We start from the raw sequence: 16,234 nt of genomic DNA, 5'->3' as shown, positions 1-16,234 counted from the left end.
AAAAACCTCAATAAGTTCTCGACTGCGCTCGAACGGACACTAGATATTTTTAGCTAACCAGTCTCCTACTTCTTTTGTTCCGTAAGATTTTCCTCCGTCTGCTAAATCTTCAGTAACATAACCTGCTTCTAAAGCTTTATTTACAGCGTCTCTAATTGCTTTTCCTTCTTCTTGTAAACCAAAATTTTCAAACATCATTGCTGCAGATAAAACTGTAGCCATTGGGTTTGCAATATTTAATCCTGTTGCTTGTGGGTAAGAACCATGTATAGGCTCAAACAATGCATTTTCAGTTCCTACAGATGCACTTGGCATTAAGCCCATAGAACCAGAAATAACAGAAGCTTCATCTGTTAAAATGTCTCCGAATAAGTTTTCAGTAATTAAAACATCATAACTATTTGGCCATTGAACTAAACGCATTGCAACTGCATCTACAAATTCATAAGAAACCTCAACTTCTGGATAATCTTTTTCCATAGCTTGTACAGTTTCTCTCCATAAACGAGATGTTTCTAAAACGTTTGCTTTATCTACACAACATAATTTCTTAGAACGAGTCATTGCCAATTCAAAACCTTTTACAGCTAATCTTTGCACCTCAGCTCTTGTATAAACACAATTATCAAATGCAGTTTCTCCTCCATCTCTTCTACCTTTTTCACCAAAGTAAATACCTCCAGTTAATTCACGTAAAAAAACTAAATCAGTTCCTTCTATTCTTTCTCTTTTTAAAGGAGATTTATCTAACAAAGAAGGAAACGTAAATGTTGGTCTTACATTTGCAAATAAACCTAATTTTTTACGCATTTTTAATAAACCTTGCTCTGGACGAACCGTTGCAGAAGGATCATTATCATACTTTGGATGCCCAATTGCACCAAATAAAACAGCATCTGAAGCCACACAAATATCATGTGTTGCATCTGGATAAGGTTCACCAACTGCATCAATTGCAGCAGCACCTGTTAAAGCTGGATTCCAAGTAATTTCGTGGTTAAATTTCTTTGCAATTGCATCAGATACTTTTACTGCTTGGTCAATTACTTCAGGTCCTATTCCGTCTCCTGCTAATAATGCGATATTTAATTTCATTGTTTTTGTTTTATGACGTATGACTTATTATGACGTAAGACATATGACTGTATTTTTATGTTTAAATTCTATTCTTATTTTAAAATATTCTCGATATAATTTCTTCAAAAAACCGAAAATCACTCGAACTGAAAACTGCGACTGTAACTGCCTACTAAATTATATTCAACATTTTCTCGGTAGCCTTAATTGCAGATACTGTTTGATCTGAATCTAAACCACGCGTAATAAATTCTTTTTCTTCTAATTTCCAGGTAATAATAGTTTCACATAATGCATCAGAATGACTTCCTGGAGGAATCCTAACTGCATAATCAATCAGCTTTGGTAAATCTCTTTTACTATGTATTTTATACAACTTTTTTAAGGCATTCATAAAGGCATCAAATTGCCCATCTCCTTGTGCATGTGCTTCATATTGTACGCCTTCTACTCTTAATTGTAAAGTAGTAGATGGTTTCATTCCTTTTGCATGTCCTAAAACATAATTTTCTACAACAACACGCTTTTCAATGGCATTACTATCTAAAACATCAGAAATAATATAAGGTAAATCTTCTTGAGAAACAACTTCTTTCTTATCCCCTAATTCAATAATTCTTTGGGTAACTTTCCTTAGCTCTTCATCATTTAAACTCAGCCCTAAATCTTGTAAGTTTTTCTGAATATTCGCCTTTCCAGATGTTTTTCCTAATGCATATTTACGTTTTCTACCAAAACGTTCTGGCATTAAATCATTAAAATACAAGTTGTTTTTATTGTCTCCATCTGCATGAATTCCGGCAGTTTGTGTAAAAACATTTGCACCTACAACAGGTTTATTTACAGGAATACGAAAACCAGAAAAAGTTTCTACAAGCTTACTAACTTTATTTAATGCTTTTTCATTTACGGTGATTGTTACATCCTTTAAAAAATCATTAATAACAGCAATAACACTTGCCATTGGTGCATTTCCTGCACGCTCTCCCATCCCATTTATGGTTAAATGCAATCCATTTGCACCCGCTTTTATAGCTTCCATAACATTGGCAACTCCTAAATCATAATCATTATGACCATGAAAATCGAAATGTGTTGTTGGGTATTTTTCTCGAACTTCAGATATGAATTTAAAAGTTTCATCATGCGTTAAAATACCTAAAGTATCTGGTAATAAAACACGTTCTATATTTAAAGCTGTTAAAAAATCTAAATATTCAAAAACGTATTCTTTAGAATTACGCATTCCGTTAGACCAATCTTCTAAATAGACATTGGTTTTAATGTTATGCGTAGCAGCCGACTCAATATTTGCTTTAATATCAGCAAAATGTTGTGCTGGCGTTTTTTTAAGTTGATGTGTTAAGTGGTTTAAAGATCCTTTGGTTAATAAATTCTGAACTTTCGCTCCAGATTCTAGCATCCAATCGATAGATTTTCCTCCATCAACAAAAGTTAACACTTCTATTTTGTCTAAACAACCTTGTTCTGTAGCCCAAGAAGTTATTTTTTTTACTGCTTGTAATTCTCCTTCAGAAACTCTTGCAGACGCTATTTCTAGCCGATCTACTTTTAATTCTTCTAACAATAGTTTTGCTATTGTTAATTTCTCAGAAACTGAAAACGACACTCCTGATGTTTGTTCTCCATCACGCAGTGTCGTATCCATTATTTCAATCTTTCTCTTGGTCATTTTATCAATGTTAAAAACATAAATAATTCTTCAATTGTAATGAAAAAATTTCATTACCACACAGTAACATAGCTATATGACCTATGTTACTATGTGGTTAAAAATAGTGTTTATGCTTTATAATTAAAACGGTCTCGTTTCAGCAAAAGCAGTAATCTCATTTTCTATATTTTTTAAATAATCAATATCATCAAAACCGTTTAACATATTGTCTTTTTTGTAGGTATTAATTACAAAAGATTCAGATTCACCAGTTGCAACTAAAGTTACTGTTTGGTTAGGTAAATCTACTTTAATTTCTGTTTTAGGATCTGCCATAATTGCTGCAAATAAAGTATCTGCAAATGCTGCTGAAACTTGTACAGGTAAAACCCCTACATTTAAACAGTTGTTTTTAAAGATATCTGCAAATGCAGATGAAATTACACAACGTAAACCAAAATCGTACACAGACCAAGCTGCGTGCTCTCTAGAAGAACCAGAACCAAAGTTTCTACCTCCAACTAATATTTTAGAACCTGCATAAATTTCTTTGTTTAAAGGAAATTCTGCTTTTGGTGTTCCGTCTGCATTGTATCTCCAATCACGGAAAAAGTTAACATCAAAATCTACACGCTCAGTTGCTTTTAAGAAACGAGCCGGAATTATTTGATCTGTATCTACATTCTCTGTAGGTAAAGGATATGCTGTACTTGTAAGTACTTCAAATTTATCGTAAGCCATGTTATTTAGTATTCAGTTGCCAGTATCAGTTGGCAGTTGTTATCTTAATATTAATTGTTATTCGCAGTTCACTGAAAACTGCGACTGTAAACTGCAACTACACAAGAAGCGTACGAGGATCTGTTACTACTCCGCTAACTGCAGATGCTGCAGCTACTAAAGGAGAAGCTAATAAGGTTCTAGATCCTGGTCCTTGTCTTCCTTCGAAGTTTCTGTTTGATGTTGATACAGACAATTTTCCTGAAGGAATTTTATCATCGTTCATTGCCAAACATGCAGAACAACCTGGTTCTCTTAAAACAAAACCTGCGTCTGTAATAATCTTATCTAAACCTTCTGCTTTTATTTGATCTACTACTTTATGTGATCCTGGAACCAACCAAGCAGTAATATTAGGTGCTTTTTGTCTTCCTTTTACAATAGAACAAAAACCTCTAAAATCTTCTATACGTCCGTTTGTACAAGAACCTAAAAACACAAAGTCAATTTCTTTACCAATCATAGATTCGCCTTCGTTAAAAGACATATATCCCAATGATTTTTTATAAGTTTCAACACCACCTTCAACATTTTCTGCCAAAGGAATCGATTTTGTTACCCCCATTCCCATTCCTGGGTTTGTTCCGTAAGTAATCATTGGTTCAATATCTGTTGCATCATAATTAAATTCAACATCAAATTCTGCTCCTTTTTCAGAATACAGTGTTTCCCAATATTTCATTGCAGTATCCCAATCTGCTCCTTTAGGAGTTTGAGCACGACCTTTTATATATTCGTATGTTTTAGCATCTGGAGCAATCATACCTCCACGTGCTCCCATCTCTATAGATAAGTTACACACAGTCATACGACCTTCCATAGACATGTCTTCAAAAACATCTCCTGCATATTCAACAAAAAATCCGGTTGCACCAGAAGTTGTTTGCTTTGATATAATATATAAAGCAACATCTTTAGGTGTTACACCTAAACCTAATTTACCGTTTACGTTAATACGCATCGCTTTAGGTTTTGGTTGCATAATACATTGTGTAGACAATACCATTTCTACTTCACTTGTACCAATACCAAAAGCAATAGCACCAAAAGCACCATGCGTAGATGTATGAGAATCTCCACAAACAATTGTTGCACCAGGTAGCGTAATTCCGTTTTCTGGACCTACAACGTGTACAATTCCGTTATTAAGATCTCCTAATCCCCAGTGAGAAATACCATGCTTTTTTGCATTTCTTTCTAAAGCATCTAACTGATTTGCAGATAAAGGATCTGCTACAGGTAAATGTTGGTTTATGGTTGGTGTGTTGTGATCTGCTGTTGCGAATGTACGCTCAGGATATACAACACTGTTTCCTCTACTTTCTAAACCTAAGAAAGCTACAGGGCTTGTAACTTCGTGGATGAAATGACGATCTATAAAAAACACATCTGGTCCGTCTTTAACTTGACGAACAACGTGTGAATCCCATACTTTGTCAAATAATGTATTTGCCATTTGTTTGTTCTTTAATTATTTAAATGATAATCAGCTACCAAAAATAACGATTTAATGGGTTTAATACGTTTTTAAACGTTTACATACATTATACCCAACGGTTACACATTCTATTAAAACACTAAACAACAACACATTATGTTATTTAAAAATACGATGTCTATTTATTTTGTAGGGTTCTAATTTAGTTTAATTCTTTCTTTTTTTCTATTGATAAGTGCAGTGAAATACTTAGAATAGACGGTAATTTATATACAATTGGCTTTTATTTTAATAAATACAATAATAAACTTACCGAGAACCTTTATAATCATTACAAAATAAGATTCCTCAATCGCAAAAAAGCTCATTTCGGAATGACAAAAAAAATAAAGAACAAAAACATTTTAAATCACTGATTTTAAACCCATAATAACAAAATTATAAACAAAGAACAGTAACAAACATAATTATTAAAATAAATAAACTAATGACTTTACGGAAACCCGTATAAAATAGAATTTAATGGTAAGTACTTTTACAAAAAATTAAGATTAATAAAACTAATTTCCTTAGTTATTCATCAAATAAATAGTCGGAATTATGCTGAAAACAGACTATAAACAGGAGTAAGCTAATTTAAATATATATTATATAATGAAAAGAAAATTATCAATTATTGTAATGGCACTGACAATTTTGTTGTCTACAAGTTGTGCTTCAATCTTTACAGGAGCAAAAAGAAAAGTAATGTTCGAAACAGATCCTCCTGGTGCAAAGGTTTTTGTAAATGGTTTTGAAAAAGGAGAAACACCTGTTCAATTAAAAGTAAAAGCTGAAGATAGAATTGACTTTAAATTAGACAACTATAAAGAAAAAGTAGTCGTTATGGATAGTAAATTCAATCTTGTTAGTATTCTTAACGGTTTTAGTATTATTGGATGGGGTGTTGATGCCTTAACCGGATCATTAAAACGTGTTGACACAAAGTATGTAAAAGTAACTTTAGAAAATTCTAAAAAAACTGCTTTTATAAACTACATGAAGAATGGAAGTATTACAAAGGTTAATGTTGACGAAAAAAATAAAGTTATTGAAACAATCATAGTTCTTAACGAATAAAAAAGTATTGATAGACAACCTATAACTTTATATCAAAACAAGTCTACCTAAAATAATTTTTGATTAATTTTAAGTAGACTTGTCACTTTTTAAACCTAAAACGATTAATTATAAAGTTTCACCTTTCTATAATTAAAATTAATATCTATAAAAAAAATAATTAGTAGATTCCTCAATCGCTTAAAAAGCTGTTATTACAATAGATGTAATAACTGTACTTATCTCAATTCTTGTATCTTGCATTCACAAATAAATATTATGAAATTAAACTTATTGTCTTGTGATGCCCAAAGACCAGATAAAAGAGCAATTGCTAGATGTATTGCAGAAATTTCCGTGAGCATATCTGAATCTTTATCTAATGAACTTACAGAAATTCTTTTAGAAGGCGACATAGTAGATATTGAAATGGTAGATAAAAATGCTGGTTCTGCTTTAAGGGCTTTAAGAAAATTAAGTATCGATTACGAAATTATAGAATAAAGAATCACCATTGTGTAATCATTAATTCTAATAGTATTGTTATCTGAGAAGCTTTACATAAACTAGAAGTTTTGAGTTTTACTAAAATAAGCAGACTAGCCTAGCCCTGATTGAAGCATTTATTTAAGCTCTTTTTTATGCTGTTTCTGAATAAAAAAAGCGAGTATATTTCTACCAAACTCAAGGTAAACTTAAAGTAGAAAATAGCTTCAAATAAAAACATTTATCTAAAGCTATTCTGAAAAATTATATTAAAATATTGTTACTCAAACTTATCCATAACAGCATCGCTAACTCCCATATTAGAGAATCCGCCATCATGAAATAGGTTTTGCAAAGTCACTTTTTTGGTTAAATCAGAAAATAGCGAAATGGTATAATCTGCACAATCTGCCGCAGAAGCATTACCCAATGGACTCATTTTTTCTGAAAAATTAATAAATCCGTCGAAACCTTTTACGCCATTTCCTGCTGTTGTTGGCGTTGGAGACTGAGAAATGGTATTCACCCTCACTTTAAAATCTCTACCAAAATAATAGCCAAAACTACGAGCAATAGATTCTAAATAGGCTTTATTATCTGCCATATCATTGTAATCTGGAAACACTCTTTGGGCCGCCATATAGGTTAATGCAACGATTGAGCCCCAATCTTTCATTGCTTTTTTATGATACAAAACATTTAAAACTTTATGAAAAGAAACAGCAGAAACATTCCACCCTTTTTCAGTGAAATCGTAATTTGGATCTGTATACGGTTTGTTTTTACGCACATTTACAGACATACCAATCGAATGCAAAACAAAGTCAATTTGACCGCCTAGAATCTCCATAGATTTTTCTACTAAGTTTTCTAAATCTTCAATAGAAGTTGCATCCGCAGGAATAATTTGAGAATTTGTGTTCTTTGCTAAAACGTCCAATTCACCCATTCTAATAGAAGCTGGTGCGTTGGTTAACACAAACACTGCTCCTTCTTCATGTGCTCTTTGTGCCGTTTTCCAAGCGATAGAATTTTCATTTAAAGCACCAAAAATAATTCCTTTTTTTCCTTTTAGTAAGTTGTACATGTAGTTGTTCGTTATTCGTTTTTGGTTGTTCGTTTTTAGTGCTTACATTAAAAGTTTACCACATAGATACATAGAAAAACATAGTTTTGTCTCTTAACGCTTTTGAAGCTTTGCTGCTTTAAAACGCTGTAATTTATAAGCTCAATAATTCTTTTGCGTGGGTAAGTGCTGAGTCCGTAATGTCTTTACCACTTAACATTTCTGCTATTTCTTTAATTCTTTCATCAGTAGATAAAAGTTTTAAATTAGTTGTGGTTACTCCTTTTACTTCTTGCTTATACACTTTGTAATGATTTGCACCTTTTGCAGCAATTTGCGGTAAATGTGTAATGGCAATTACTTGCATATTCTTACTCATTTGCTGCATAATAGCTGCTATTTTGTTTGAAACTTCACCGGAAACTCCAGTGTCAATTTCATCAAAAATAATGGTTGGTAGTTGTGTGTTTTCAGATAAAATAGTTTTTACAGAAAGCATTATTCTAGATAATTCTCCACCAGAAGCTACTTTTTTAAGCTCACCAAAACTACCACCTTTATTTGCAGAGAAAAGGAATTCTAATTCATCTTTTCCGTTTGAAAAATAGTTTTTAGTTTGCTTTATTTTAATTGAAAAACGGGCATTTTCCATACCTAAATCGCTGAGTAAAGCGTGTAGTTCTTTATTTAGTTTTGGAATTGATTTTGTTCTTGCGCTTGAAATTAAATCTGCAACTTTGTCTAGTTTTTCAGAAACTTCACCTATTTCTTTTTGTTTTAGATTGATAACTTCATCTGCAGATTCTACTTGTGCTACTTTTTCTGAAAGTTCTTCAAAAATAGCTATCAATTCTACATTATTACCTACTGTATGTTTCTTCTGTAAATTGTATAATAACTGCAATCTATCATTAATCTCTTCTGCTTCATTCGGATTAAAATCTACATTTTCATTTGCATCTTCTAACTCCGTAACAATATCATCAATCTCTATTTTTACAGAAGTAACCCTTTCTGAAAGATTTTGGTATTCTTTAGAAAATATTGCAATTTTAGACAACCTGTTTTCTAAAGTATTTAGCAAATTCTGAATTCCGATTTCATCATTTACAGTAATTCCTAAAGCTTCAGATAAATTGTCTTTAATATCTTCTATATTGTTAAGTTTCTCTAACTTTTCTTCTAAATCTTCTTGCTCGTCAACTTTAATCTTTGCTTCTTCTAATTCTTTAAAAAGATGAAGGTTATAATCGTATTGTTTATTTGCCTCTTTTTGTTGCTCTTCTAAAACGGTAAGTTCTCTTTTTAATTTAGTCAACTGGTTAAAACCACGTTTGTAAGACGCTATTTTTGCGGTATTTTTTGCCAATGCATCTAAAATAGTAAACTGAAAGCTATTGTCTGATAATTGCATTGTTTGATGCTGAGAATGCACATCTATCAATTTAGACCGTAATTGATTTAAAACTGACAACGTAACAGGCGTATCATTAACAAAAGCTCTTGATTTACCAGATGGTAAAATTTCTCTTCTAATAATGGTTTCTGCCTCGTAATCTAAATCTACTTCGTTAAAGAAATCTTCTAAATTATAATTTGCAATAGCAACCTTTGCTTCTACCACACATTTTGTAGACGTATCTTTTAAAGAAGATAAATCTGCTCTGTTACCTAAAACTAAACCTAAAGCTCCTAAAAGTATAGATTTACCTGCTCCGGTTTCACCTGTTATAATAGACAATCCCGAAGAAAAATCTATAGATAAGTGATTGATTAATGCGTAGTTATTAATGGTAAGTTGTGCTAACAAATTCTTTAAGTTTTAGAAGCTAAAATTAAGGAAAATTGTATCAAGAATAAACAATAATTATAAGGAATGTTTTACTTAATATTTTTCCACTTAGCATTGTTATTTGGAGATATTTTTTTCACTATTTCAACTAGTCTATTTTTATTTCTAGAAGTAGCATCGTCTGAATACATATTTACTATTTCATCTGCCTTAGCATCAAAGAATACACGTATTAAATAATTACCAACAGTTTTATTATACATACTTTCTAAAGAAATTACAGCCTCTTCCATATTTTGTTTGGCTATACCTTTATTTAAAGAAAACTCATCTAATCCTCTTCTATGATAGGTGTAGCTGGCTGTTCTATATGCAGAAAGTTTTGGCGATAAAAAACTATCAATTAATAAAAATCTATTCTGTTTACCCACAACGTTTTGCCAAGATGCTAAACCACTTTGTTGTGCTTGCAACATTACATTTTCTGCTACTTTAAAAGACGACTCTCCACCATTTCTTTTAAAGGTGTCTCCATCTGCTCCTAAAATTACATTTGCATAAAAAACAATGGTAGAAATTAAATTACTATCATAAGAGTTTTTATTAAAAATTAATGGGTCGAACTCATTGTATTTAAAATTGAAATCGTTGTCTTTTAAATTTAATACAGGTGATGCGTATGTAGAACCAAAAACCGGTCTTGTAGATTGAACTTGTATGGTTGCATTAAAATTATTTGCATCTCTAGAAGTAATGATAATTGTAAAAGCACAATCTATTCTCTCTTCTGGCTTTACTTCGTTATTTGTCCATTTGGTTTGATTTACAAACTCTGACAAAGATTTTTCTAATGTTTTAAAAACTTGCGTATTTGAACCTTGAACCTGGTTGTAGTTTACAGTAACCAAGCAATTCAATTCTTGTGCTTTTAACAAAGAAACTGAAAATAAGAACAGAAAAAAGAATATAAGTTTACGCATTCATTTTGTGTGTTACTGTCTGGTTGAGCGCAGTTGAGACCTAAATTGAAACCCCTCGACTGCGCTCGAGAAGATAAGAAATATTAAGATATTTTACTTACAATTTCATTCATAATATCTTTAGCTACTTCCTCTTTAGATTTTAATTCGAATGATTTTTCAGTCAAATCTTTATCAATAATAGTAATTTTATTTGTGTCTGTTGCAAAACCAGCTCCTTTATCTTGCAAAGAATTTAAAACAATAACATCTAAATTCTTACGTTTTAACTTCCCTTTTGCATTTTCTACCTCATTATTTGTTTCTAAAGCAAAACCAACTAAAAATTGGTTTCCTTTAATTTCTCCTAAAGAGGCTAAAATATCTTTTGTTGCCTCTAACTCAATCTCTAACGCAGAAGTCGTCTTTTTTATTTTCTGAGTAGCTACATTTTTTGGTCTATAATCTGCAACCGCTGCAGAAAGTATAGCAATATCAACTTCTTTAAAATATTTGTGAGCTGCTTTATACATTTCATCTGCAGAAATTACATCTATTCTATGAACTAAAGAATGTTGTATTTTTTGATGACTTGGACCAGAAATTAAAAAAACCTCAGCACCTAAATTAGCCGCTGCTTTTGCTATTGCAAATCCCATTTTACCAGAAGAATGATTCCCTATAAAACGAACAGGATCAATGGCTTCATAAGTTGGTCCTGCAGTCAATAAAAGTTTTTTTCCTTTTAAAGGTAATTTCGATAAAATATCATTTTCTATAAATGATACAATATCTTCAGGCTCTGCCATTCTACCTTCTCCTACCAAACCACTAGCTAACTCACCAGATGTTGCAGGAATAATTGTATTACCAAAAGATTTTAATTTTTCTAAACTTTCTTTTGTAGATGGATGAATGTACATATCTAAATCCATTGCAGGCGCAAAATAGACAGGACACTTTGATGATAAATACGTTGCTAACAGCAAATTATTACACATACCATTTGCCATTTTAGACATAGTATTTGCAGTTGCAGGAGCAATAACCATATAATCTGCCCAAAGACCTAAGTCTACATGGTTATTCCACAGTTCATTTTCAGCATCTTCTTTATCATAAAAAGTAGAATGAACCGGGTTCTTAGAAAGTGTGGAAAGTGTAAGAGGTGTTATAAAATCTTTAGACGCAGGAGTCATAATAACTTTGACCTCTGCGTCTAATTTTATAAATAAACGAACTAAACTAGCCGTTTTGTATGCAGCAATTCCAGCAGTAATTCCTAATAGAATTTTTTTACCACTTAAAACAGACATTATTCTGTTTCTGGAGTTCTAAAATACACTTTACCATTTAACCATTCTTCCATAGCCATAGCTGTTGGTTTTGGCAATCTTTCGTAAAACTTAGAAACTTCTATTTGTTCTTTATTTTCAAAAACTTCTTCTAAACTATCGTTATAAGTAGCAAACTCTTCTAATTTATCAACCAATTCTTTCTTTAAATCTCCGTTGATTTGATTTGCTCTTTTGGCAATAATAGAAATAGCTTCATAAATATTTTGTGTAGGAGCTTCTACTTCATTCTTATTATAAGTAATAGTACTTAAAGGTGCCTTTGTGTCTTTATAATCCATAATTAATTATTATTTCTTTTTTGAATTTTGAACTTCAACTTGTTTTGCAATCAATGCTTCAATTCTTACCTGTTCTTCTTGCAGGGTAGCTAACATTATATTTGAATCTTCCATAAATTGAGATTCTGGGTAATTTCTTTTTAACTTATCATATGCGTCTATAGCATCTTTTATACGTTCAGATTTTCTTCTATCATAACTTTTTAAAACAAAATCATGTGCCGCTTTTAATCTGTAATACAACGCTTCTTCTTTAAATTCAGAACCTAAATAGTCGGAAAGCAAATTATCAAAAGCTTGTATAGCCGCTTTATAATTTCTAGAATCATACCCTGCTGTATTATAGTAGGTCATCGCAATTTCAAAATATTTTTTCTGAAGCTTATACCTTAATTCTTTATAATGCTGATTTGCTTCTTCTATTTTATCTGAATCTGGAAACGTATTTATAAAACTTTGAAAAGCCTCTAATGCTTTATTTGTATCTGTTGGGTCTAAACTAAAACGTGGAGAAGCCAATTTATAGCTATACGCTGATAAAAAAGCAGCATCTTCTAGCTTTGAACTTTTAGGATAATTCTTTGCAAAACGATCAAAATAATAACCAGATTGGGTATAGTTTTTCTCATTAAAATTAGACTGCGCTACCATAAACTGGATACGTTCCATTTGTGGTTTCCCTCTGTAAGTTGGTGTTATTTTATCAAACAAACGCAAAGCTTTACCAAACTTGTTACTTTCGTAAAGTTTCACAGCCATTTTATACTGCTCTTCAGCAGTACCTTTGTTTAATACTTTTTGATATTCACCACATGAAAATAATACAAGTGAGAACATCAATAAACACGCTAAATTTTTAATTTTTTGCATCGTGCAAAATTAGTGATTAAATATGGATAATAAAAGAATTTATTTTTACTCAAATAATTCTTTCCTTTTAGCTCTTAAATTAAATTTAAGATAACTGTTTCAATGAAAGTTCTAAATACTCTGTATTAAGAACAACATCTGAAACTAAAACGCTTTTTTTGACAATAAATTATGTCATATAATAATGACACAAAAGACGCAAAAAAAGCGATTAGTTGTTACTAAAAGTTTGTTAATATTATGGTTGCACAGGTGGTACTGTAGTAATTAATTGTTTAATATCATTATCAAACAGGTAAAAACCACCTTTATCATCACCAATTAACTTTATTTTATCTAAGATATTTCTTGCCAACGCTTCTTCTTCAATTTGCTCAGAAACGTACCATTGTAAAAAGTTATGTGTTGCGTAATCTTTTTCTTGTAAACAAATATCAATTAAATCATTAATACAATCAGATACATACACTTCATGATTAAATAATTCTTGAAACATTTCTTTAAAAGCTCCAAATTCTACCGGAGGTGCATCTAATGCAGATACTTTTGCATGTCCGCCACGTTCATTTACAAATTTCACCAACTTTAACATGTGCATTCTTTCTTCGTCTGAATGTGCATACATAAATTGTGCAACTCCTTCAAAACCTAAAACTTCTGCCCAAGAAGCCATTGCCAAATATATTTGAGAAGATTGTGCTTCTACTTTTATCTGTTCGTTTAATGCTTTTTCAATAATTGGTGATAACATAATTTCTATTTAAAGTTCGTTACAAATTTAGCAATTTTAGATTGAAGTTCTGCACTTGCTTTTACTAAAGGTAAACGAACTTCATTTCTACAAATACCTAATTCTTGTAAAACTGTTTTTATCCCTGCAGGGTTATTCTCTTCGAAAATAAAACCTACAATGTCCATCATTTTATAATGAATGTCATATCCTTCTTTGTTATTGCCTTGTAAGCCATGATTTATCATCGTAGAAAACTGCTTCGGAAAAGCCTGTCCTATAACAGAAATCACTCCAGAACCACCTGCTAATGCAACTCCTAAAGCCATATCATCATCTCCAGAAATAATTAAAAAATCTGCTGGTTTATCTTTTAACAGCGTATAATACTGTTGTTGGTTATTACCTGCTTCTTTAATAGCTACTATATTGCTAAATTCATTAGCCAAACGTATTGTGGTTGCAGGCTCCATGTTTTTTGCAGTTCTACCAGGTACATTATACAAAATAATAGGTAAATCTGTAGCTTGTGCAATCGCTTTAAAATGCTGATAAAAGCCTTCTTGAGTAGGCTTGCTATAATAAGGTGCTACAGATAGAATACCGTCTAAACCTGTAAAATCTCTTGTTTGTAGTTCTTCTATAACCAAACCAGTGTTGTTACTTCCAACACCTAAAACTAAAGGCAAACGTTTATTATTTGTTTTAATAATAACATTTATTATCTCTTGTTTTTCTTCTTTGGTAATTGTTCCGCTTTCTCCAGTTGTACCATTGATAACCAAATAATCTGTTCCGTTTTCGATGTTAAAGTTCACCAATTTTATAAGCGCATCAAAATCTACACTTAAATCTTCTTTAAAAGGTGTTATCAACGCAACTCCAGTTCCAATAAATTTTTGCATTATTATGTATTTTATAAGGCGTAAAATTACAATTTAATGCTGAATCTCATCATTAAAAAAACAATTCTTACCAAGAATAAACAACTTTATTATTAAAGTTTAATTTTTTAGTTTTTTAAGAATTTGAAGGTATTTTTTTAGTTCTGATAAAAAAGCATCTACGTGTGTTGTTTTTTCAGAAATATCTAACTCGTACAACTTAGGGTTCACACCAGAAAAACCTGCCTTAAAAGTAGCATTAGATTGTAAAATAGCAGTTTCTAAATACAAATTTGCTTCATTAAAATAACCTATTAATAAATCGAATGGTTCTTCTAAAAAACCTTTAAAACTAGGTTGAACATACACTCCTTTCCAATTAATATCTTTTTCTGAAAAATATTTAAATGAGACATCATCTAATTTAGAATACTTTTTAAAACTATATATTTTAACATTTTTAACGCCAAGAGTCGCTTCTATTTTTCCTTGTAAATCTACACTTAAAGAAATACTTGCAGTTGTTAAAACACCTACAGATTTAATTTCCTTTTGAGAAACAATTCTGTGTTCAGATATTTGTTTGAGGTTTTTATCAAACTTTTTTTTGATTCTAGCTTCTTTTAACTTCAAAAAATTCATTGCTTAAAATACGTTAATTATTAATGTACAATTTCTAATAAAATAAATTGATTTAACTGCTTACCATATACCTGAAAGTTATCATCAGCAATTAAAAGTAAAGATTGATTTCCGTTGGCCAATTTAGGTCCAAATGTAAGCCCCTCTATGTTATCTATAATCCCTTCTGTTAACTGATTATTAAGTTCTTCAAAATTTAATAGTAAGCGCTTTTTAAGCGGAATAAATGCTGATACTTTTAAAGAGTCCATATTTAAAATATTCGTTGTTTCCTTATCAATCACAGCCTCAAATATTCTTACAATATTACCATGCGAGCCATAGCCACTTTGATACGTTCTTTCTATAATAAAAAAGTGATTTTCTTTGTATTCTAAAATTGAAGTAACGCCATTTAAATTGATGTTCCCTTTAGATGGTTTTGTAATATGTTCTAGTTGATACGCAAATTGCTTTGTGGCTTTTTTTGATGTTTTATCAAAATATGTAATTCTAACCGGAGATGATGCTTTTGTAAAAGTAGGATCCTCTCCGTCTGTTGTTAAAGGACCTTCCATTGCCACCCAAAATCCTTTTCCATCCAAACTTTTAGACGAACCTTCAAAAACAGCATTGTGCTTTATCTTTTTATTATCATTTAAACTTTTAGGAAGTTCGTAAGCGTCTATAAAGTTTCCGTTTAGATCTGTCTTAAAGATAGTCGGACTTTTATCAGTATTAATAGATCCTTCCCCAACAAAATAAACCTCTTCGGTTTCTGAATTTACAAAAATAGATTCTAAATCTAAGACATTTTCTTTATAATAAGAGGTAGTGGTATCGTTTAGAAAAACAACATTTTCAAAATCTACTGTCTCAATTTTATTTTGTTTGATGCTAATTTTAGCTTTCAAAAAACGCGGATTTCTAGCATCATCTACCACAAAATAATAGGCGTCGTTTGCATAATCTACACCCGATAAACCACCAATAATTGAATTTTGAAACGAAATTGAATCTGCTAAAACAAATTCATCTAAAAAATTTAACTGCGTCTGCTTCGTATTTTTACAAGAGAAAAAAAGACTTGTAAGTAGCACACCAAATATTACTTTTTTCATT

At 31.1% G+C, this 16,234-nt stretch carries 16 protein-coding genes; 2 read left to right on the top strand and 14 right to left on the bottom strand.

Annotation, left to right across the window (positions count from 1 at the left end; all coding sequences use genetic code 11):
* Window positions 1–39 precede the first annotated feature (39 nt).
* From leuB to leuC, 4 genes are all read right to left on the bottom strand, one after another.
* Window positions 40–1,095, bottom strand: coding sequence for a 3-isopropylmalate dehydrogenase (gene leuB / locus GQS58_RS00250; RefSeq protein ID WP_166381721.1), 1,056 nt, complete (start codon window positions 1,093–1,095; stop codon window positions 40–42).
* Window positions 1,096–1,249: 154 nt separating this feature from the next.
* Complete coding sequence (locus GQS58_RS00245; protein WP_166381719.1) at window positions 1,250–2,770, bottom strand: alpha-isopropylmalate synthase regulatory domain-containing protein; 1,521 nt, start codon at window positions 2,768–2,770, stop codon at window positions 1,250–1,252.
* Window positions 2,771–2,893: 123 nt separating this feature from the next.
* Window positions 2,894–3,493, bottom strand: coding sequence for a 3-isopropylmalate dehydratase small subunit (leuD, locus tag GQS58_RS00240; RefSeq protein WP_166381717.1), 600 nt, complete (start codon window positions 3,491–3,493; stop codon window positions 2,894–2,896).
* 97 nt (window positions 3,494–3,590) lie between these two features.
* A complete protein-coding gene (leuC, locus tag GQS58_RS00235) occupies window positions 3,591–4,988 on the bottom strand; it encodes a 3-isopropylmalate dehydratase large subunit (protein ID WP_166381715.1) in 1,398 nt (465 codons plus the stop codon).
* Window positions 4,989–5,624: 636 nt separating this feature from the next.
* Here leuC and GQS58_RS00230 point away from each other — a divergent pair.
* Both GQS58_RS00230 and GQS58_RS00225 read left to right on the top strand, forming a co-directional pair.
* A complete protein-coding gene (locus GQS58_RS00230; RefSeq protein ID WP_166381713.1) occupies window positions 5,625–6,089 on the top strand; it encodes a PEGA domain-containing protein in 465 nt (154 codons plus the stop codon).
* Window positions 6,090–6,347: 258 nt separating this feature from the next.
* The gene (locus GQS58_RS00225; protein ID WP_166381711.1) at window positions 6,348–6,572 is read left to right on the top strand and encodes a hypothetical protein; all 225 of its coding nucleotides are present in this window, start codon (window positions 6,348–6,350) and stop codon (window positions 6,570–6,572) included.
* Window positions 6,573–6,834: 262 nt separating this feature from the next.
* Here the strand turns inward: GQS58_RS00225 and GQS58_RS00220 are convergent, their stop codons facing one another.
* The 10 genes from GQS58_RS00220 to GQS58_RS00175 all read right to left on the bottom strand — a co-directional run bounded on the left by GQS58_RS00220 (window position 6,835) and on the right by GQS58_RS00175 (window position 16,233).
* Window positions 6,835–7,641, bottom strand: coding sequence for an enoyl-ACP reductase (locus GQS58_RS00220; protein WP_166381709.1), 807 nt, complete (start codon window positions 7,639–7,641; stop codon window positions 6,835–6,837).
* A 133-nt stretch (window positions 7,642–7,774) separates the two neighbouring features.
* Window positions 7,775–9,430, bottom strand: a complete 1,656-nt coding sequence (gene recN / locus GQS58_RS00215; RefSeq protein ID WP_166381707.1) for a DNA repair protein RecN — start codon at window positions 9,428–9,430, stop codon at window positions 7,775–7,777.
* Window positions 9,431–9,501: 71 nt separating this feature from the next.
* Window positions 9,502–10,392, bottom strand: coding sequence for a DUF4835 family protein (locus GQS58_RS00210; protein WP_166381705.1), 891 nt, complete (start codon window positions 10,390–10,392; stop codon window positions 9,502–9,504).
* Between the two features lie 83 nt (window positions 10,393–10,475).
* Window positions 10,476–11,687 (bottom strand): bifunctional phosphopantothenoylcysteine decarboxylase/phosphopantothenate--cysteine ligase CoaBC, encoded by a 1,212-nt coding sequence (gene coaBC / locus GQS58_RS00205; protein ID WP_166381703.1) that lies wholly within the window; start codon window positions 11,685–11,687, stop codon window positions 10,476–10,478.
* Window positions 11,687–12,007, bottom strand: a complete 321-nt coding sequence (locus tag GQS58_RS00200; RefSeq protein ID WP_165730089.1) for a DNA-directed RNA polymerase subunit omega — start codon at window positions 12,005–12,007, stop codon at window positions 11,687–11,689. Before GQS58_RS00200 ends, coaBC begins: the two co-directional genes overlap by 1 nt.
* 9 nt (window positions 12,008–12,016) lie before the next feature.
* On the bottom strand, window positions 12,017–12,877 hold the full coding sequence (locus tag GQS58_RS00195; protein WP_166381701.1) for an outer membrane protein assembly factor BamD: 861 nt from the start codon (window positions 12,875–12,877) through the stop codon (window positions 12,017–12,019).
* A gap of 238 nt (window positions 12,878–13,115) precedes the next feature.
* Complete coding sequence (locus GQS58_RS00190; RefSeq protein ID WP_166381700.1) at window positions 13,116–13,628, bottom strand: ferritin; 513 nt, start codon at window positions 13,626–13,628, stop codon at window positions 13,116–13,118.
* A gap of 5 nt (window positions 13,629–13,633) precedes the next feature.
* Window positions 13,634–14,512, bottom strand: coding sequence for a 4-hydroxy-tetrahydrodipicolinate synthase (dapA, locus tag GQS58_RS00185; RefSeq protein WP_166381698.1), 879 nt, complete (start codon window positions 14,510–14,512; stop codon window positions 13,634–13,636).
* 99 nt (window positions 14,513–14,611) lie between these two features.
* Window positions 14,612–15,133, bottom strand: a complete 522-nt coding sequence (locus tag GQS58_RS00180; protein WP_166381696.1) for a DUF6913 domain-containing protein — start codon at window positions 15,131–15,133, stop codon at window positions 14,612–14,614.
* A 20-nt stretch (window positions 15,134–15,153) separates the two neighbouring features.
* Window positions 15,154–16,233 carry an esterase-like activity of phytase family protein gene (locus tag GQS58_RS00175; protein WP_166381694.1) on the bottom strand — a complete coding sequence of 360 codons (1,080 nt, stop codon included), beginning with the start codon at window positions 16,231–16,233 and terminating at the stop codon, window positions 15,154–15,156.
* Between the last annotated feature and the right edge of the window lies 1 nt (window position 16,234).

It is taken from the genome of Polaribacter sp. 11A2H, assembly GCF_011379025.1.
Lineage (GTDB): Bacteria > Bacteroidota > Bacteroidia > Flavobacteriales > Flavobacteriaceae > Polaribacter.
This window is presented reverse-complemented; position numbering and strand designations above follow the sequence as displayed.